Origin of the sequence: Janthinobacterium sp. SUN211 (assembly GCF_030587315.1) — a bacterium.
GTDB lineage: Bacteria > Pseudomonadota > Gammaproteobacteria > Burkholderiales > Burkholderiaceae_D > Janthinobacterium > Janthinobacterium kumbetense.
In genome coordinates this window covers 320,363-338,027 of sequence record NZ_JAPWIC010000003.1, presented here as the reverse complement: position 1 = coordinate 338,027, position 17,665 = coordinate 320,363, and the positions used below count along the sequence as shown (strand labels likewise).

General features: G+C 63.7%; 17 protein-coding genes. 6 read left to right on the top strand and 11 right to left on the bottom strand.

Features of this window, described 5'->3' with window-relative positions; all coding sequences use genetic code 11:
* Positions 1-36: 36 nt before the first annotated feature.
* The 4 genes from cpaB to O3301_RS12740 form a co-directional block, all read right to left on the bottom strand.
* Entirely contained in the window at positions 37-894 is an 858-nt protein-coding gene (cpaB, locus tag O3301_RS12755; protein ID WP_251349469.1) for a Flp pilus assembly protein CpaB, read from the bottom strand.
* Positions 891-2,264 (bottom strand): ATP-binding protein, encoded by a 1,374-nt coding sequence (locus O3301_RS12750; RefSeq protein WP_305056546.1) that lies wholly within the window; start codon positions 2,262-2,264, stop codon positions 891-893. The genes cpaB and O3301_RS12750 overlap by 4 nt, the downstream gene beginning before the upstream one ends.
* A 93-nt stretch (positions 2,265-2,357) precedes the next feature.
* Positions 2,358-2,891, bottom strand: coding sequence for a prepilin peptidase (locus O3301_RS12745; protein ID WP_305056545.1), 534 nt, complete (start codon positions 2,889-2,891; stop codon positions 2,358-2,360).
* Between the two features lie 55 nt (positions 2,892-2,946).
* Positions 2,947-3,129 (bottom strand): Flp family type IVb pilin, encoded by a 183-nt coding sequence (locus O3301_RS12740; protein WP_034752975.1) that lies wholly within the window; start codon positions 3,127-3,129, stop codon positions 2,947-2,949.
* A 481-nt stretch (positions 3,130-3,610) separates the two neighbouring features.
* Here O3301_RS12740 and O3301_RS12735 point away from each other — a divergent pair, with 481 nt between their 5' ends.
* Entirely contained in the window at positions 3,611-4,657 is a 1,047-nt protein-coding gene (locus O3301_RS12735) for a GGDEF domain-containing protein (RefSeq protein WP_099665830.1), read from the top strand.
* On the opposite strand, the gene O3301_RS12730 is transcribed toward O3301_RS12735, so the two are convergent.
* Positions 4,654-5,880, bottom strand: a complete 1,227-nt coding sequence (locus O3301_RS12730) for an HD-GYP domain-containing protein (protein ID WP_289912466.1) — start codon at positions 5,878-5,880, stop codon at positions 4,654-4,656. The two genes, O3301_RS12735 and O3301_RS12730, sit on opposite strands and share 4 nt — an antisense overlap.
* Positions 5,881-6,018: 138 nt before the next feature.
* Between O3301_RS12730 and O3301_RS12725 the strand changes: the two genes are divergently transcribed.
* Together O3301_RS12725 and O3301_RS12720 are read left to right on the top strand one after the other, a co-directional pair.
* Positions 6,019-6,960, top strand: coding sequence for a LysR substrate-binding domain-containing protein (locus tag O3301_RS12725; RefSeq protein ID WP_289905880.1), 942 nt, complete (start codon positions 6,019-6,021; stop codon positions 6,958-6,960).
* Positions 6,961-7,154: 194 nt separating this feature from the next.
* Positions 7,155-10,751 carry an indolepyruvate ferredoxin oxidoreductase family protein gene (locus tag O3301_RS12720; RefSeq protein ID WP_305056544.1) on the top strand — a complete coding sequence of 1,199 codons (3,597 nt, stop codon included), beginning with the start codon at positions 7,155-7,157 and terminating at the stop codon, positions 10,749-10,751.
* A 54-nt stretch (positions 10,752-10,805) separates the two neighbouring features.
* Here the strand turns inward: O3301_RS12720 and O3301_RS12715 are convergent, their stop codons facing one another.
* Positions 10,806-11,816 (bottom strand): substrate-binding domain-containing protein, encoded by a 1,011-nt coding sequence (locus O3301_RS12715; protein WP_077398629.1) that lies wholly within the window; start codon positions 11,814-11,816, stop codon positions 10,806-10,808.
* A gap of 452 nt (positions 11,817-12,268) precedes the next feature.
* Here O3301_RS12715 and O3301_RS12710 point away from each other — a divergent pair, with 452 nt between their 5' ends.
* Positions 12,269-12,601 carry a hypothetical protein gene (locus O3301_RS12710; protein ID WP_305056543.1) on the top strand — a complete coding sequence of 111 codons (333 nt, stop codon included), beginning with the start codon at positions 12,269-12,271 and terminating at the stop codon, positions 12,599-12,601.
* A 6-nt stretch (positions 12,602-12,607) separates the two neighbouring features.
* On the opposite strand, the gene O3301_RS12705 is transcribed toward O3301_RS12710, so the two are convergent.
* Positions 12,608-13,651, bottom strand: a complete 1,044-nt coding sequence (locus O3301_RS12705) for an MBL fold metallo-hydrolase (protein ID WP_305056542.1) — start codon at positions 13,649-13,651, stop codon at positions 12,608-12,610.
* 169 nt (positions 13,652-13,820) lie between these two features.
* Here O3301_RS12705 and O3301_RS12700 point away from each other — a divergent pair, with 169 nt between their 5' ends.
* A complete protein-coding gene (locus O3301_RS12700; RefSeq protein ID WP_099665834.1) occupies positions 13,821-14,444 on the top strand; it encodes a TetR/AcrR family transcriptional regulator in 624 nt (207 codons plus the stop codon).
* On the opposite strand, the gene O3301_RS12695 is transcribed toward O3301_RS12700, so the two are convergent.
* Positions 14,417-15,523, bottom strand: a complete 1,107-nt coding sequence (locus O3301_RS12695) for an exo-alpha-sialidase (RefSeq protein WP_305056541.1) — start codon at positions 15,521-15,523, stop codon at positions 14,417-14,419. The genes O3301_RS12700 and O3301_RS12695 overlap by 28 nt on opposite strands.
* A 4-nt stretch (positions 15,524-15,527) precedes the next feature.
* Complete coding sequence (locus O3301_RS12690) at positions 15,528-15,797, bottom strand: MoaD/ThiS family protein (protein ID WP_305056540.1); 270 nt, start codon at positions 15,795-15,797, stop codon at positions 15,528-15,530.
* 91 nt (positions 15,798-15,888) lie between these two features.
* Between O3301_RS12690 and O3301_RS12685 the strand changes: the two genes are divergently transcribed.
* Positions 15,889-16,200, top strand: coding sequence for a hypothetical protein (locus tag O3301_RS12685; RefSeq protein ID WP_070258491.1), 312 nt, complete (start codon positions 15,889-15,891; stop codon positions 16,198-16,200).
* Position 16,201: 1 nt separating this feature from the next.
* On the opposite strand, the gene O3301_RS12680 is transcribed toward O3301_RS12685, so the two are convergent.
* Both O3301_RS12680 and O3301_RS12675 read right to left on the bottom strand, forming a co-directional pair.
* Positions 16,202-16,498, bottom strand: a complete 297-nt coding sequence (locus O3301_RS12680) for a 2Fe-2S iron-sulfur cluster-binding protein (protein WP_305056539.1) — start codon at positions 16,496-16,498, stop codon at positions 16,202-16,204.
* A gap of 9 nt (positions 16,499-16,507) precedes the next feature.
* Entirely contained in the window at positions 16,508-17,659 is a 1,152-nt protein-coding gene (locus O3301_RS12675) for a Gfo/Idh/MocA family protein (protein WP_305056538.1), read from the bottom strand.
* Positions 17,660-17,665 lie beyond the last annotated feature (6 nt).

Genomic DNA, 17,665 nt, shown 5'->3' with positions numbered 1-17,665 from the left:
GCGTGTCCATGGTTGAGCAAGGCAAGGGCCAAAAGACTAAAAACATTCGCGCGACTGGCGCGTCCCGTCGATGACGCCGCTGCACAGGCGCTGCGGTTCCGGCGGCGCCTTCGCCACGCGCACGGGACGCGGCGCGGCGGCCAGCACGGGCGCGGCGGCAGGAGGGACCGGCTCGGCTTCATGCGGTCCGCCCAGCAGGGTCAGCTTGGTGGCGCCCGCCGTCACGCCCGGCTGCGGGTCGACCTGGTTGCGCAGCACCAGCGACAGGCTGCCCACGCTGCGCGCCAGGTCCAGGTTTTCCGCCTGTTCCGGCGTCACTTCCAGGGTCACGGCATTGACCACGCGCGGCTTGGTCTCGTCGCGCCCCACTTCCTGCGCCACGGCCAGCACGAGGATGCGTTCGAGCACGATCTTGGAAATGTTGCGGCTTTGCGGAAACGCGCGGTCGCCGGCATCCTGCTGGGTGCTCACGATGATGTCGACATAGTTGCCCGGCAAGGCGAAGCCGGCCACGCCGATCACATCGTTGACGCGCACGGTGATGGCGCGCCGCCCTTCCGTGATCAGGGCCGACAGGCCGCCCAGGGTGCCGGCCGGCGCCAGCTTGGCCTCGCTCAGGGGCTCACCGCGCAGCACGCTGGTTTTCAGCACCCGTCCCGCCAGTGTGGCCGGGTCTTGCAGCGCGCCCTGCGGCAAGCTTTCCGCCGGCCACTCGGCCAGGCGCAGCATTTCGGGCGTCAGGCGCTGGCCCAGGTTGACATCGCTGGCGGCCACGACGATCTTGCCCTTGCCGGCCGGCGTCTGGCGCAGCAGCCAGTGCGAGGCCAGCAGCACGGCCAGCAAGCCCAGCACGACCGCCAGGCCCATCATCAGGAGGGCGCGCCGGTTCTTCATGCGATGCGCTCGCACAGGCTGGCGGCCGGCATGTCGCAGCTGGCGAACAGGCTGCCCCAGGCCTGTTCCAGGGCGGCCACCGTCAGGCGCGCCTCGCTGCCGGCAAAGCCGGCGAAGTCGCCTATGCGCGCCAGCAATTCCTGCGGATAGCTGGCCAGCAAGGGCCGTCCCTGCGCGCCATGCAGCTGCAGCAGATGGTTCAGGACCTGCTCGTCGATGGCCATGCCCGCCAGCCGGCATTGCTGGCGGAACAGGGCGCGATAGGCGCTCTCGGTCAGCGGCCCCACCTGCACCTTGTAACCGATGCGGCGCAGCAAGGCGGCGTCAAACAGCTCGTCCGGCGGCACGTTCGTGGCCAGCACGAGGGCATTGTCGAACGGCACGCTGATCTGCACGCCGCCGGGCAAGCCCAGCTGGTCGCTGCCGCGCGCCAGCGGCTGCATCAGCCGCGTCAGCAGTTCTTGCGCCCCCAGGCGCTGGCGGCCCAGGTCGTCGATGATCAGCATGCCATTGTTGGCGCGCACATGGGGCGGCGCCTGGTAGCAGCCGCCGCTGGCGTCATGGCGCAGCTCCAGCATGCCGGCGTCGAGCTCGGCACCCACGTGGATCACGGGACGCTGGCACAGCACCCAGCGGATGTCCGTGCTGCGCCGCTCCAGCGCCTGGCGCGCATGGCTGACGTGCTGCGGCGCGGGCGGCAGGTGCTGGGCCGGATCGTACAACTGGATGATGTCCTGGCCGACGACGATGGCGTAGGGCACGGCGACCAGCCCGTGCAGCAATTGTCCCAGCTGCAGCGCCAGGGTCGACTTGCCGCTGCCGGGCGGGCCGTACAGCAGCAGCGAGCGCCCCGAATGCAGGGCCGCGCCGACCACGTCGAGCATGCCCGGTCCCGCATGGGCGCCCCCCAGCACGGCGGCCAGGTCGTCGCTGCCGACGCGCTGTTCCTGCGCCAGCCACGACTGGCGCGCCACCATGGCGCGGTACGCTTCCAGGGTGACGGGAGCGGCGCCGATATACGCGCAGCGCTCGAGGAAGGCGCTGGCGCGCTGCTTGCCGGCGCCCGTCAGCTGGTACTGCACGTCGATATCGGATTCGCCGCGCCAGGCCACTTCGGCCATCTGCTCCGTCACCATGAAATCGAGCACTTCGCGCAAAACATTGATCGACAGGCGCAAGCGCGTCGTCAGCGCGGACAGGTGCGTCTTGCCGCCCACAAACATCAGCTTGGCGATCAGCTCGACCACCAGCGGCCGCTCGAGTCCCGTTTCACGCAAGCTCTTCGGTTGCGGCGGCAGGGGCGGCATCAGGTTCGCGTCGGCAGGGCGCGGCGCACTCTCGGTGCTCAGGGAATAGTCGACCTCGGTCATGCTGCGTCTCCAAGCCGGTTAAGAGGGCATTCAACAGAATTCATTCTAGCGAGCGGAGACTGGCGCCCATTGATCAAGAGCAATGAATACCAATCAGAAATAATGACGCCCCTGCACCACCAGGCAGCCCAGGGCAATGGCCAGGCCGTACGGCATGTTGCCCACGCTGGCCTGGCTGCCGAGTGCAGTTGGCGCCAGGGGAATGCCGGCCATGCGCGCGATCATCGGCCACAGCAGCTGGCGCAGATTGCCCAGGCAGGCGCGCCACTTGCCCTGCCAGGTGATCATCAGCACGGCCATCACGCCGCCCAGGACGAACGTGGCGAAACAGATCTGCAGCACGGGCCAGGGGCCGGCAAAGGCGCCCGCCATGGCGATCAGCTTGACGTCGCCGGCGGCCATGCCGCGCAGCACATACAAGGGTAAAAAGAGGAAAAAACCCGTCGCCATGCCGCCCAGCCACACGGGCAGTACGCTGTGCGGCCACAGCCACAGGTGCAGGGCCAGGGCGGCGAGGATGCCGGACAACACCACACCGTTCGGTATCTTGCGGCGGATCAAATCACTGACGGCGGCCCCCGTCACGAAGCACAGCAACAGCAAATCGCACAAGGCGGTTGCAGGCATGGCACACCTCCCGAAAAAAAAACCCGCCACTGGCCGGCCAGCGGCGGGCACCCGCTTAGGGCGTCAACACCAGGTTCGACGAAATGTCGGTGAGGACGGCCAGCAAGTTGGTCTTGATCAGCAAGAAACCGGCCGTGATGGCGGTAGCCATCAAGGCCGCAATCAAGCCGTATTCGATTGCCGTAATGCCATCCTCATCCTTGACAAACTGCTGTACTGCCGACAGGAAGGTATGCATGACAAGCTCCCAAAAGTGAATCACAAGTCCCTGGCGCAATCGGGTGTGAAACATTGCCCATTCCTGCTAATATGTTTCCTGCCGTAAATTTCTGCGCCATTGCATTGACTATAAAGCGTCCACGTTTTGGCAAATTGACGCGCCACAAGTTTCCATATGGAAATTATCAAACCCTGTCGACATGTCGGCTGACGCAAACAAATGTTGCGATCTGGATTGAAAGCCTTCGTCAGGGCAAGTTTTTTGCAATGCAGTGCATGAATCTCATGTATTTACATGAAATATTGCATACGTTAATTGCCTATTAGGCAAAAAGACATTATCCTGCTTAGCTCTTCTTTGGAAAGGCCTCTCGCCCGGCGGTACAGAGCGTCATGCCACCAAATAAATCTTGGCTTCTTGTAGACGGACGCGAACATGCTCTTGCTTGATGCAATGCTGGTATGACGACACTTGTGTGACTACTTTCCAGAGATCGACAATGGATTCCCTACTGAAACACATGGTGGACATGACCGGGCACCGCGACCACACGATGCTCGACATCTCCGTGATCTCGGCGGTCCAGGAACTCGCTGCCGCATCGCAGACCCGTGTGCTGGCCCTGACCACCGTGCGGGGCCAGGTGTTCGTGCGGTCGCGGGCCATCATCGTGGCGGGCAGCGTGGCCCGCATGGAAGAGCATACCGATCCTACCCTGCCGGGCGAACCGCTGTCGGACTACCCGGCCCTGGCCGCCTGCATCAAGCGCCATGAAGCGAGCGCCGACACCCTGTGCGCCGACGGCCGACACCTGCTGTGGCTGCCCATCTGGATCGGCGACCAGGTCACCACCTGCCTGGAAATCACCAATCCCACGCCCTACACGGGCGCCACCATCCAGGTGATCGGCGGCATCGTCAGCGTGTACCGCAATTTCCAGAACCTGCTCGACTACAGCGAACGCGATTCGCTCACCGGCTTGTTGAATCGCAAGACCTTCGACGACCAGCTGGCAAAAATCCTGCAAAGCCGCGGCGAACCGGAAGCGGAAAAGCCGCGTCCCGTGGATGAAGAACGGCGTCACCATACGGATACGGAGCGGCAATGGCTGGCCGTGATCGACGTCGATCACTTCAAACTGGTCAACGATAAATTCGGCCACCTGTATGGCGATGAAGTGCTGATCCTGATCGCCAACCAGCTGCAATCGTCGTTCCGCTCGCAAGACCGCATCTTCCGTTTCGGCGGCGAGGAATTCGTCGTGCTGCTGCGCTCGATCACCCTGGAAAATGCGCAGAAAATCATCGACCGCTTCCGCACCAATGTCGAAGCGCACGACTTCCCGCAAGTGGGCAGGGTGACCGTCAGCGTGGGTTTCGTCAGCATCAACGCCTACGAGGCGCCCGTGATCATCCTCGGCCGCGCCGACCAGGCCCTGTATTACGCCAAGAGCCATGGCCGCAACCTGGCGTGCCACTATGACGAGCTGGTCGCCAAGGGCCTGTTAACTACCATTACCTCGAACGATACGGCGGAATTTTTCTAGGCATCCGCCAGCGATAAAAAGCGCATAGGATCGACCTGCCACTTGGCAGCCGACTCATGGCCGACGATCTTGTCGGCGCCGCCGAAGCCGAAGCCGCGCGACAGGTCGACCGTTTCCGGCTTGATGTAGGTCTTGCTCTTCGTACTGAAAAATACATTCACTTTCGGCGCCAGCAGATTGCTTTCGTGCGCCTCGATGACGACGGCCAGGCGGCCCGATTCCAGCATCACCATGGTGCCTACCGGATAGATACCCACGCAACGCATGAAATCCTGCGCGAACACGGGATTGAAGTGGAATTTGCTCCATTCATAGATCTTGCGCAAGGCTTCGGCCGCGGGAATGCCCTTGTGATAGCTGCGGTCCGACGTCAGCGCGTCATACACGTCGACGATGGCGGCCATCTGCGCCAGTTCGCTGATGGCGTCGCCGGCCAGCTGGTCCGGATAGCCGCTGCCGTCGCGCCGTTCGTGGTGGTGCAGGGCGATGTCGAGCGGTATCGCGCCCACCTCGGGCGACTGGCGCAGGATGTCGTAGCCGTCGCGCGGATGGCGCTTGATCAGGGCAAATTCTTCCGGCGTCAACGGACCGGGCTTGTTCAGCACGCTGTCGGGCACCAGGGCCTTGCCCGTGTCGTGCAGCAAGCCGCCAAGGCCCGCCTGGTGCGTGGTCGTGGCATCGATGCCGCGCGAGCGGCAAAACGCCACCAGCAGCGCGCACACGCTGACGGAATGCAAAAAGGTGTAATCATCCTTGGTCTTGATGCGCAACAAGCCGACGAGGGCGCCGGGATTGCGCAGGATCGATTCGGTGATGTCTTGCACCGTGTGCTGCACGCGGTCGAGCTCGACGGCCTTGCCCAGGCGCACATCGGCCATCACCGTGCGCACCAGGCTGGTCGCCTGCCGCCGCACCTGCGTGGCGCGCGCCAGTTCCATGCCCAGCGACACGCGCGTGACCACTTGCAGCGGCGCGGCGATCTGCACCAGTTCGCGCTCCGTCTCGGCGCGCGCCTGCGCCACGGTGGGCGCGTCCTGCACGTCGAGGCCCTTGCCGCTGTCGATCACCACATCGTGGATGCCGGCCTGCATGATCTTGCGGATTTCATCGTCGCTGCGCAACAGGAAACGGTTGCGCACGAATGGATGCGTCATCCAGTCGCAACTGAGGTCATGGATGTACATGCCCACTTTTAATTGAGACGAATCAACTTTCTTGAGCATGCTGTCATCCCACAAATACACGGCTGGAGCACCGAAGGCGCTAGAATGAGTATAACAAAATTGTTATTCTGCTGGCCGCGTTCGGCGCCGTGGCGCAACACCCGGTTTTTTCCGCTCAACGCACCGCTTCTGGGACCCATGGAACTGCGCCAATTACGCTACTTTGTTGCCATCGTCGACCACGGCTCGCTGTCGCGCGCAGCCCTGATCCTGCACGTGGCGCAGCCGGCCCTGACGCAGCAGCTGCGCCAGCTGGAAGAGGAACTGGGCGTGCAGCTGCTGCACCGCTCGGCGCAGGGCGTGCTCAGCACGGATGCGGGCAAGGTGTTTTACGAACATGCGCAAGCGATCCTGAAACAGGTGGCCGACGCCCGCTCGGCCGTCACGCAAAGCGCCACGCGGCCGTCCGGCAATGTCACCCTGGGCTTGCCGCACAGCATCTCCGGCGCCCTGGCCCTGCCCCTGCTGCTGGCCGCGCGCGAACGCTATCCCGAAATCACCCTGCAACTGACGGAAGAAATCACGGGCAACCTCAATGAACAGCTCAAATCGGGCCGCATCAACCTGGCCGTGCTGTTCGACGACGGCCAGCTGACGCCCTTTGCCTGCAGCCCGCTGGTGGAAGAGGAGATGCGTTTTATTTGCCGCAACGATTCGCCATTCGCGCCCGCCGGCCATGCCGTGTCGTTCCAGCAAGCCTTGAGCGCCACCCTGATCCTGCCGGGCCTGCAGCATGGCGTGCGCCCGCGCATCGACAGCCGCGCGCGCGAGCTGGGCCTGGAAACGGCGAACGTGATCGAGATCAACTCGATCGCCATCCTGAAATCGGCCATCCTGGCCGGCATGGGCGCCACCATCCTGCCGGCCGCCCCCCTGCTGGCCGAGCTCGACAGCGGCGCCATGCGCAGCTACGCCATCCACAGCCCCGTCCTGTCGCGCACGGTGGCCCTGTGCGCCTCGAAAAACATTCCCCTCACCAATGCGGGCAACGCCGTGAAAAACCTCGTGCTGCAAGTGGCCGCCGAACTGTGCGGCAGCGGGCGCTGGGTGGGGGCGCATGTGCTCGCGCCCATGGCATAAGTATTTCTTATACCCCCATCGGCAAAGCGTATTTGCCCCCTTTCCTGACTCGTTCTACACTGACCACATTAACTATTTTAAATTTAAAATAGTTATGTGCCGCCCACACGCGGCCATCCCGTCTGCACAGTGCGCGCCTTACCGGGCGCGTCCCTTGTACAGCCGATATCTGAAACACCCTTTTGGAGACAGCCATGTCCGTGACCACGGAAAACGGCTCCGCAGCGTTCGCTAGAAACGCCGGTGCCGCGCCATCTACGCCCCCCGACACTTCCCGTTTGACCACCGTCAGCCTCGACGACAAATACACGGCCACTTCCGGCGCCATCTTCCTGTCCGGCATCCAGGCCCTCGTGCGCCTGCCCATGATGCAGCGCTTGCGCGACCAGGCCGCCGGACTGAACACGGCCGGCTTCATTTCCGGCTACCGCGGTTCGCCCCTGGGCGGCCTCGATGAAAACCTGTGGAAAGCCAAGAAACAGCTGGAAGCGCACCACGTGCAGTTCGTGCCTGGCGTCAACGAAGACTTGGCCGCCACGGCCGTCTGGGGTTCGCAGCAAGTCGACCTGATCGGCCCGGCCAAGTATGACGGCGTATTCGCCATGTGGTACGGCAAGGGTCCGGGCGTGGACCGCTGCGGCGATGTCTTCAAGCACATGAACCATGCGGGAACGTCAAAACTGGGCGGCGTGCTGCTGGTGGCCGGCGACGACCATGGCGCGTATTCATCGACCCTGCCGCACCAGTCCGACCACCTGTTCTCCGCCTCGATGATCCCCGTCTTGTATCCGTGCAACGTGCAGGAATACCTGGACTTGGGCATCCACGGCTGGGCCATGTCGCGCTTTTCCGGCTGCACGGTAGCCTTCAAGGCGCTGGCCGACACGGTCGAATCGTCGGCCTCCATCGATGCCGACCCGTTCCGCGTGGAAGTCAAGATTCCGCAGGATTTCGTCATGCCAGAAGGCGGCCTGAACGCGCGCCTGTCGAGCATCCCGCTGGGCCAGCAGGCGCGCAACCAGGAAGCGCTGATGCAGGACTACAAGATCTATGCGGCCCTCGCCTACGCGCGCGAAAACAAGCTCAACCACACCACCATCGACAGCCCGAACGCCAAGCTGGGCATCATCGCGTCCGGCAAGTCCTACCTGGACGTGCTGGAAGCGCTGGAAGAACTGGGCATCGACGAGCAAATGGCGGCCGACGTCGGCATGCGATTGTTCAAGGTGGCCATGCCGTGGCCGCTGGAACCGGACAGCGTACGTGAGTTTGCGCAAGGTCTCGATGAAATTCTCGTGGTAGAAGAGAAGCGGCAAATCGTCGAATACCAGTTGAAAGAGCAACTCTACAACTGGCGCGACGACGTGCGCCCTAGAGTTATCGGCAAGTTCGACGAAAAAGGCGAATGGGTGGCGCCGCGCGGCGAATGGCTGCTGACGTCCAAGGCCGACTTTTCCGTCTCGCAAGTGGCGCGCGTCATCGCCAGCCGCATCGCGCGCCTGATTTCCGACCCCGTCACCTGCGACTTGATCAAGGCACGACTGAGTTTCCTCGACGCCAAGGACGCGGTCTTGAAAAAGGCCGTGAACACGCCGTTCCGTCCCGCCTTCTACTGCTCCGGCTGCCCACATAACACCTCGACCAAGGTGCCGGACGGCAGCCTGGCGCTGGCCGGCATCGGCTGCCACGTGATGGCCACCTCGATCTACCCGGAAATGAACAAGCTGACCACGCACATGGGCGGCGAAGGCGCGCCATGGATCGGCCAGGCCGCGTTTTCCGAATTGCCGCACGTGTTCCAGAACCTGGGCGACGGCACGTATTTCCACTCCGGCTACCTGGCCATCCGCGCCGCGCAGGCGGCCAAGGTGAACATCACCTACAAGATCCTCTACAACGACGCCGTCGCCATGACGGGCGGCCAGCCCGTGGACGGCCTCATCACCGTACCGATGATGGCGCAGCAAGTGGCGGCCGAAGGCATCGCCCGCATCGCCCTGGTCACGGAAGACTTGAGCCGCTACAGCGACCGCAGCAACTTGCCCGCCCACCTGACCTTGCACGACCGCAAGGACATGGATGCCGTGCAGCGCGAATTGCGCGAGGTGCAAGGCGTGTCCGTGCTGATCTACGACCAGACCTGCGCGGCCGAGAAGCGCCGGAGAAGGAAAAAAGGCGAGTATCCGGACGTGGCCAAACGCATGGTCATCAACGACGCCGTCTGCGAAGGCTGCGGCGATTGCGGCGTGCAGTCGAACTGCGTGTCGATCTTGCCGAAAGAGACGGAATTTGGCCGCAAGCGCACCATCGACCAATCCTCGTGCAACAAGGATTACTCGTGCGCCAAGGGTTTTTGCCCCAGCTTCGTCACCGTCGAGGGCGGCAACCTGAAAAAAACCAAGACGGGCGCGAGTAAAGCGGGCGAGACGGACCACTTCGGCCCGTTGCCGGAACCGGTCCTGCCCGGCTGCGACGCGCCGTACAATATCCTCATCAACGGCATCGGCGGCACGGGCGTCATCACCGTGGGCGCGCTGATGGGCATGGCGGCCCACCTGGAAGGCAAGGGCGCGTCCGTGCTGGACATGACGGGCATGTCGCAAAAGAACGGTTCCGTCACCTCGCACGTGAAAATCGCCCGCTCCCCGGCGCACATCCGCGCCCAGCGCATCGCCACGGGCGAAGCGGACCTGATCCTGGGCTGCGACATGCTGACGGCCGGCGCGCAGGATGCCGTGTCGAAAATGCGGCCGGGCAGAAGCCTGGCCGTCGTCAACCTGCACGAGCAGCCGCCAGGCACGTTTGCGCAGAATGCCGACTGGCAATATCCAACGGCGGAAGTGCGCCAGCTGATCGAGGAATCCGTGGGCGGCGCGGACGCGGCCGACTTCATCGACGCGACGAAACTGGCCACGGCGCTGATGGGCGATTCGATCGCCGCCAACCTGTTCATGCTCGGCTACGCGTGGCAAAAGGGCCGCATCCCGCTGACGGAAGCGGCCTTGCTGCGCGCCATCGAACTCAATGGCGTGGGCATCGAGTCGAACAAGAAAAGCTTCCTGTGGGGCCGCCGCGCCGCCGTCGACGTACGCCGTGTCACGCAGATCGCCACGCCGTCACAAGCGATCATCGTGCAAATGCCGCAAAGCCTCGATAGCGTCATCAAAAAACGCGTGGAGTTCCTCACGGCCTACCAGAATGCCCCGTATGCGGACGGTTACTTGACCTTGGTCAAACAGGTGCGCGACCGCGAAAACACCTTGGGACTGGGCCAAAAGCTGTCGACGGCTGTCGCCAAGAGCTATTTCAAGTTGCTGGCCTACAAGGATGAATACGAAGTGGCGCGTTTGTACACGGATGGCCGTTTCGTGGAGCAATTGCAACAGCAGTTCGAAGGCAATTTCTCCGTGAAATTCAACCTGGCGCCACCGCTGTTTGCGAAAAAGGATGCCAAGGGCCACCTCGTGAAAGCGGAGTTCGGTTCCTGGATATGGCGCGCCTTCAAGCTGCTGGCGAAAGCCAAGGGTCTGCGCGGCGGCACCTTCGACGTCTTCGGTTATACAGCCGAGCGCAAGATGGAACGCGCGCTGATCGTCGAATACCGCGAATTGCTGGCCGGCATGCTGGTCAACCTGACGGCGGACAACCTGGCCACTTGCGTGGAACTGGCGACCCTGCCCGAAAAAATCCGCGGCTTCGGCCACGTCAAGGAAGCGGCCGTCGCCACGTATCGCCAGGACAAGGCGAGATTGCTGGCCAAGCTGGCGGACGGCAGCAAGCACGCGGCGTAAGCCGGCCAGCGGGGCTTGAAATGAAAACGCAGAGCCGAGGCTCTGCGTTTTTTTTCATTCAGGGCAGCGCCCCACCGTCGCCCCCGGCAACAGCACCGGTTGCCAGATTTCCTGCAGCCGTTCCGGCGGCGTGCCGGCCAGCAGGGATTGCAGCATTTCCACCATCTTCGCGCCGGCGCGGCGCAGATCGGGCTGGTCGATGGTGGTGACGTTGATGCCGATCAAGGTGTCTTCCACATTGCCCCAGACGATGACGGAGATTTCCTTGCCGATCTCGATGCCCGCATCCATCAGCGCGCGCACCACGCCCACGCCGGACAAGTGATTGTCGACGATGACGGCCGTGGGACGGGGCGAGCAAGCCAGCAATTGCTGCATGGCCTGGTAACCGCTGCGGCGGTCGAAAGTATTGTCGAGCAAATAGTGGGGATCGACCGGCAAGCCCGCTTGCGCCATGCAGCGGATAAAGCTTTCCTTGCGCTCATAAGCAAAATGCAGCTCCAGCGGCGCACTCAGCAGCGCGATGCGCTGGTGGCCGTGCGCGGCCAGGAACGACACGGCCAGGTCGATGCCCGTGTCGTTGTCGTAATCGAAATACGCATACGGCGCGTCGATGCGCGTGCGGCCATTCGCGACAAAGGGAAAACCCACTTTCGTCAAATACGCGATGCGCTCGTCGACCACCTTGGTGCGGCCCACCACGAGGCCATCGACCTGGCGCCCGCGCACCATGGTTTCATATGACGGCTGTTCATTCTGCGGCGACACGGGGGCGATGATCAAGCTCATCTTCGACGCTTCGACGGCATCCGACATGCCATTCACCACGGAAAGAAAGACGCTGTCGCCCAGGTCGCTGGGCAGCAGCGGATAGATCATGCCCAGCACATTGGTGCGGCCGACGGCCAGGCTGCGCGCCAGCGGGTTGGGCCGGTAGCCGACTTTCTTGGCGGCGGCCAGGACGATTTCACGGGTGCGGGAATTGACTTCCGGATAGCCGTTCAACGCCCTGCTGACTGTCGTTTTCGACATGCCGAGGGCAATTGCGAGGCTCTTGAGATTCATGTTAACTACCTGTCTGTATGGCAAAAGAAACCAACTCTGACCGTCAATTATAGCCCAGAGCGCCAAACAGACCGCGCATTCGCGTGCGCAGACACGGTAGAAAAACAACAACACATTGACTACTTAAAAAGCAACGTTTTAAATGCGACCACTTTTTCCTCTTCCCGGCACGGCATCGGCGATGGCAGACAAACAAGGGCCACAGGCGACAGCGGGTACTCACTTTGACAAGTGTCTCGCCAGCGCCGGCATGCCGCTGCGGCAACACACAGCGCGCACGATAGCATTATCAAGAAAACATAATTCACTGGAACTGTGCGAGAATTTGTCCTACTCTTGATTCAGGTAAAGATTACCGCCTGGCATGTTCGGACGATGATGCCTGGCACAGCACATCGGTCCGGGCTTCCCCCATCCCTGCACGCCTGGACATACTCTCAAAGGTGAACAATGTGGTCACGCTAAGCTCCGTCAACAACTTGCAAGCCTCGCTGGCCACGGCGCAACGCCGGGTCGAACAAGGCCAGAACCAGGTACAGCGCGACAGCGAACAGCTGGCGCAAAGCCGCCAGTTGCTGGCGCGGGAACAGGAATCGCTGAGCCAGACGCAGCGCAGCAGCCAGCAAGCCCAGGCCGATGCCCCCACCGCCGTCAAGGCGCCGCAGCTGGACCAGGCGATCAAGGTGGCCGTGCCGCAACCAGCCATCCCCGCCGCGCCGAAAAGCACGCCCCAGCTGAACGGCTATGGCCAGACGGTGGGACGCCTGATCGACGTGACGGCGTAGGCGAGCCTACTTCGCCATTTCCTCTTCCAGCATCGCCAGCCACCATTTTTCGCCCTTCTTCGGCTGCGCCAGGTCGACCGCCTCGCCCATCTGCGGCGTGGCCAGGTTCACGCCCTGCTTGGCCGCCAACCCCGCGATGCGGTCGAACGGTTCATGCCAGGCGTGCAGCCCCAGGTCGAAGGTGCCGTTATGCACGGGCATCAGCCATTTGCCGCGCAAGTCCAGATGGGCTTGCAAGGTCTGTTCCGGCTGCATGTGCACGTCCGGCCACAGCTTGTCGTAGGCGCCCGTCTCGATCATGGTCACGTCGAACGGGCCGTACTTGTCGCCGATCTGCTTGAAACCGTCGAAATAGCCGGAGTCGCCGCTGAAAAACACGCGCACCTCGGGCGCGTCGATGACCCACGAGGCCCACAGGGTTTGATTGCCGTCAAACAAGCCGCGTCCCGAGAAATGCTGCGACGGCGTGGCCACCAGTTTCACACCGGCAATCGTCGTGCCTTGCCACCAGTCGAATTGCCGTACCTTATCCTTCGGCACGCCCCATGCCACCAGGGTATCGCCCACGCCCAGCGGCGTCACAAAGTGTTCCGTCTTGGCGGCCAGTTGCAGCACGGCAGCGTGGTCGAGGTGGTCGTAATGGTCGTGCGACAGGATGACGGCCTTGATCGGCGGCAAGTCAGCGATGCTGATGGGCGGCTGGTGGAAACGCTTCGGTCCCGCCCACTGCACCGGCGACGCGCGCTCGGAAAACACGGGGTCGGTGAGGAAGAATTCATTGTTCAGTTTCAGCAGCAGGGTCGAGTGGCCCAGGCGAAACAAGCTGTTGTCGGGCGCGGCCAGCAGTTGCGCCCGGCTCAAGGCTTGCACGGGTACGGCTGCGGCCGGCACGGTGCTGTCGGGCTTATCGAAGAAAAACGTCCACATCAGCTTGAGCGTTGCGGCCGTGCCCAGCTTGTGCATTTGCACGGGGTTGCGGAACTTGCCGTCGAGGCGTTGTGGCGATTCTATGGGCGCGGCAGGCGCGGCGCGCAAGGTGCAAGAACTCATGATGATCAGGACTCCCAAGGATAAGAGACGACGTGCGACTCGGTGCAAGTGCATATGCGGCCCGGCAAAGAATTAACAAGGTTTAAATTACACTACACAGTGTAGTTCCTATTTCTGGCAAAGTAAACCAAGAGGTGTAAAATATTGTTTTCAAAGGAGATTTCCCGCCATGGCCGCACCGCAACGCCTCACCGACCGCAAGCGCGTCGCCATCGTCGATGCCGCCATCGCCGAGTTCCGCGAGCACGGTTTTGATGCGACCAGCATGGACAAGATCGCCGCCACGGCCGCCGTATCCAAGCGCACCGTGTACAACCATTTCCCCAGCAAGGACGAGCTGTTTGCGGAAATCCTGCAGCGCATGTGGGAAAGCAGCATGGCCCAGCCCGCCGTGCCCTATGTTGCCGACCAACCCCTGCGGCCGCAAGTGCTGGCCCTGGTCGAGCAAAAGATGGACTTGCTGTGCGATCCGGCCTTCATCGACCTGGCGCGCGTGATCTTTGGCGAAACCATCCACTCGCCCGCGCGCGCGCAAGCGATGGTGACGCGCCTGAATGAAAAGGAAACGGGCTTGAATATCTGGATCCGCGCGGCGCAGCAGGACGGGCGCATCAAGGCGGGCGAGACGCTGGAAGTGGCGCACCTGCTGATGTCGCCCTTGAAAACCTTTGCCTTCTGGCCGCAGATCACCCTGGGCGAGCCTTTGCTGGGCCCGGCACGCCGGCGCGAAGTGACGGAACTGGCCGTCGATATCTTCCTGTGCTATTACGGCGTGGCAAAACAGACGGCATAAACGGGCGGCAAGTGGGCGGAAATGGTCTGCCAGTGTTCGCCCTCGTCGCCTGAAAACCAGGCGCCGCCCGTCGTCGACGCCATCAACAGACTGCGCCCATCGTCGGCCAGCGCCAGCCCGTGGCGGTAGATGAGGTCGTAGCAATGCTGCTGCGGCAAGCCCGCGCGCAAGACTTCGAAGGTTTTCCCACCATCGCGCGTGCGCGTCACGGCCAGCGCGCCATCGATGGGAATGCGCAGCACGTCCGCCTGCGCCGGCACGAACCAGGCCGTGTCGCCATCGCGCGGATGCACGGCCACGGCAAAGCCGAAATGCGCCAGCGGCGCCGCCGTCACCTCTTGCCAGTGCCAGCCGGCATCGTCCGAGCGCCAGATGCCGTTATGGTGCTGGCACCACAGCGCGTCGGGCGTACCGGCGCTGCGCACGATGCGGTGCGGATCTTGCACGGCTTCGTTTTCATCGAGTTCGGGCGGCATGTAATCGGCGCGCATGCCCGTCGCGCTCAAGGCCCAGCTGGCGCCGCCATCGACCGTTTGCCACACGCCGCCGCAGGACACGCCCACCAGCACCTTGGCGCTGTCGCGCGGGTCGACGCAAATGCTGTGGATGCCGGGCACGTCGTAACCGCCGCCAAACCACTGCGCCCGCTGCGGCACGTGCCACAGGGACTCGACCAGCTGCCAGCTGTCGCCGCGGTCGCTGGAACGGAACAGGCCGCCAGGCAGGGTACCCGCCCACAGCACGCCAGGCTGGTCCGCGCCGCCGGCCGCCAGCGACCAGATCTGCCGCAAGGTCCAGTCCACCGTATCGCTGCTGCCTTCCGGCTTGGCGGGATAGGCGGGCACGGCGACTTCTTTCCATTCGCCACTGCCCGCGTCGCGCCGGTGCAGCTTGGCGCCGAAGTGCCCCAGGTTCAGGGCCGCGTACAGGGTGCCGTCGCGGCCATCGTGCAGCAGCATGGAGACGGGATCGCCGGCAAACTGCACCAGCGCCAGCTGCCAGGCGCTGGCCGCATCGACATCGAACTGGAACAGGCCCTTGCGGGTGCCGAGATACGCGCGCTGCGGGACTGCTGTCATGGCGTCAACCTCCGGAAAGTGCCTGCAAGATATACACCTGGCTGTCGGGCCGCAAGGCGTCGTCGAGCACGCGCCGCTCGCGGCAGCGGGCGCCGTCAATGAAGATCACCACATTGGGGCGCAAGGCACCCTGCTCGTCGAGTACGTAGCCGCGCAGGCGCGGTTGCCGGGCAAACGCGGCATCGAGGGCGGCGCGCAGGCGTGGCACATCCACCTCCACGGCAGGAACGTCGAGGAAACGCGCCAGTTGTTGCGTAAAGTGCAAGTTCGCCATGCTGCCTTCGACATCATCGGCCTGGACTCATTCTAGTCCCCTTTGCGGCCAATACAATTAAAATAGAGGCAAGCACACAAGGAGGCCAGGCATGACGATTACCCCGGAAGAACTAGCGGTGCTGATGCAGGAAGTGGAAGTGGCCGATCCCATCGATTTTGCCGACTTGCCCTTCGACGAGCAGGAATTGCGCGGACTGATCGCCAATCACCTGTGCGAGATGGCCGACGCGATGGAAAGTTTCAGCCCGGAAGACCGCAACCTGGCCTTGCTGGCCGTGGCGGCCAAGCTGGTGCTGGAAAACCTCGTCTTGCACGTGCAGTTGCTGCGCCGCCACGGCTTGCCCGTCAGCGACAGCGTGGACGCGCTGCTGCAGCGCCTCAAGGGCGGCAAGCCGTCGTGAATTAATTGCCCGTGCGCACGGCGCGCGCCTGGATGGTGACATCGCTGTCCGCCACGGCCACGCAGGGCAGGATGTAGCCGTCGAGCCGTTCATCGGGGCTGATGCCGGGCCAGTCCACCGTGTAGCGTATCTTTCCTTCGGGCATGTGGCAGATGCACGTGCGGCAGGTGCCGTTGCGGCAGGAGCTGAGCAGGCGAATGCCGGCCAGTTCGGCGGCAGCCAGGATGGTGCTGCCCGCATCGGCCGGGAATTGCCAGCCTTGCGGGACGATCGTGATGGTAAAGGGAAGCGCGCTCATGCCTCCAGTTTAACAGTCCGGCAGCGCGGTCCAGCGACCGCCATCCGCATGGCTGCGCAGCACGGCTTCCGCAAAGGCCAGGCCGGCCACGCCATCGGTGACGGTGGGCAGCCAGCCCGCTTCCTCGGGCACGGGCAAGCCAGCTTGCAATGCGCGGATGCGCAAGGCCGCGTCCAGGTACAACTGGGCGAACGCTTCCAGATACCCTTCCGGATGGCCGGCCGGCACGCGCGTGGCGTGGCGCGCGGCGGCGCTGTCGACCCGGCCCGGGCGCAGCAGCTGGCGGTTGCCGCCCTGCGGCGTGAACCACAGCTCGTTCGGTTGTTCCTGATCAAAGTCCAGCTGCGCCTTGCTGCCGAACAGGCGCAGGCGCACCGTGTTTTCGCAACCGGTCGCCACCTGGCTGGCCCACAGGGTGCCTTTCGCCCCATTCGCGTAGCGCAACATCACCTGCACGTGGTCGTCCAGGGTGCGGTTCGGAACAAAGGTCGACAATTCCGCCAGCACCTGCTGCGGCGTCAAGCCGCTGACGAATTGCGCCAAATGATACGCGTGCAAGCCCACGTCGAGCAGCACACCGCCCGGCCCCGCCTTCTGCGGGTCGTTATGCCAGTTGCCCTCGTTCATGCCGCCCGCCGCGATGGCATCGGCCAGCCAATCCTGCGAATACTCCACCTGCACGAGGCGCAGCTCGCCGATGTCGCCCGCCTCGACCATGGCCCTGGCGTGGCGCAGCAGCGGGTAGCCGCTGTAGGTATGCGTGAGCGCAAACAGCAGGTTTTTCTGCTGCGCCAGCGCCGCCAGCGCCCGGCCCTCCACCAGCGAGATGCCCAGCGGCTTGTCGCAGATCACGTGGATGCCCGCTTCCAGGAAGGCCGTGGCGACGGGCGCATGTAAATGATTCGGCGTGACGATGGCGACGGCCTCGATGCCGTCCGCGCGCGCGGCTTCCGCCTGCGCCATGGCGCGGTAATCGCTGTAGCAACGCTCCGGCGCCAGGTGCAGCGCGGCGCCGCTGTCGCGCGCGCGCTGCGGGTCGGACGACAGGGCGCCCGCCACCAGCTCGTACTGGTCGTCGATGCGCGCCGCGATGCGGTGCACGGCGCCGATGAACGCGCCCTGCCCGCCCCCTACCATGCCCAATCGCAAGCGTCGCTGCATGTCGTC

Excerpts from the sequence above, each read along its gene's own strand:
- O3301_RS12740 (WP_034752975.1), bottom strand. The coding sequence starts at position 3,129 with ATGCATACCTTCCTGTCGGCAGTACAGCAGTTTGTCAAGGATGAGGAT.
- O3301_RS12730 (WP_289912466.1), bottom strand. The coding sequence starts at position 5,880 with ATGCTCAAGAAAGTTGATTCGTCTCAATTAAAAGTGGGCATGTACATC.
- O3301_RS12705 (WP_305056542.1), bottom strand. The coding sequence starts at position 13,651 with ATGAGTTCTTGCACCTTGCGCGCCGCGCCTGCCGCGCCCATAGAATCG.
- O3301_RS12725 (WP_289905880.1), top strand. The coding sequence starts at position 6,019 with ATGGAACTGCGCCAATTACGCTACTTTGTTGCCATCGTCGACCACGGC.
- O3301_RS12675 (WP_305056538.1), bottom strand. The coding sequence starts at position 17,659 with ATGCAGCGACGCTTGCGATTGGGCATGGTAGGGGGCGGGCAGGGCGCG.
- O3301_RS12720 (WP_305056544.1), top strand. The coding sequence starts at position 7,155 with ATGTCCGTGACCACGGAAAACGGCTCCGCAGCGTTCGCTAGAAACGCC.
- O3301_RS12750 (WP_305056546.1), bottom strand. The coding sequence starts at position 2,264 with ATGACCGAGGTCGACTATTCCCTGAGCACCGAGAGTGCGCCGCGCCCT.
- O3301_RS12695 (WP_305056541.1), bottom strand. The coding sequence starts at position 15,523 with ATGACAGCAGTCCCGCAGCGCGCGTATCTCGGCACCCGCAAGGGCCTG.
- O3301_RS12735 (WP_099665830.1), top strand. The coding sequence starts at position 3,611 with ATGGATTCCCTACTGAAACACATGGTGGACATGACCGGGCACCGCGAC.
- cpaB (WP_251349469.1), bottom strand. The coding sequence starts at position 894 with ATGAAGAACCGGCGCGCCCTCCTGATGATGGGCCTGGCGGTCGTGCTG.
- O3301_RS12700 (WP_099665834.1), top strand. The coding sequence starts at position 13,821 with ATGGCCGCACCGCAACGCCTCACCGACCGCAAGCGCGTCGCCATCGTC.
- O3301_RS12745 (WP_305056545.1), bottom strand. The coding sequence starts at position 2,891 with ATGCCTGCAACCGCCTTGTGCGATTTGCTGTTGCTGTGCTTCGTGACG.
- O3301_RS12715 (WP_077398629.1), bottom strand. The coding sequence starts at position 11,816 with ATGAATCTCAAGAGCCTCGCAATTGCCCTCGGCATGTCGAAAACGACA.
- O3301_RS12685 (WP_070258491.1), top strand. The coding sequence starts at position 15,889 with ATGACGATTACCCCGGAAGAACTAGCGGTGCTGATGCAGGAAGTGGAA.
- O3301_RS12680 (WP_305056539.1), bottom strand. The coding sequence starts at position 16,498 with ATGAGCGCGCTTCCCTTTACCATCACGATCGTCCCGCAAGGCTGGCAA.
- O3301_RS12690 (WP_305056540.1), bottom strand. The coding sequence starts at position 15,797 with ATGGCGAACTTGCACTTTACGCAACAACTGGCGCGTTTCCTCGACGTT.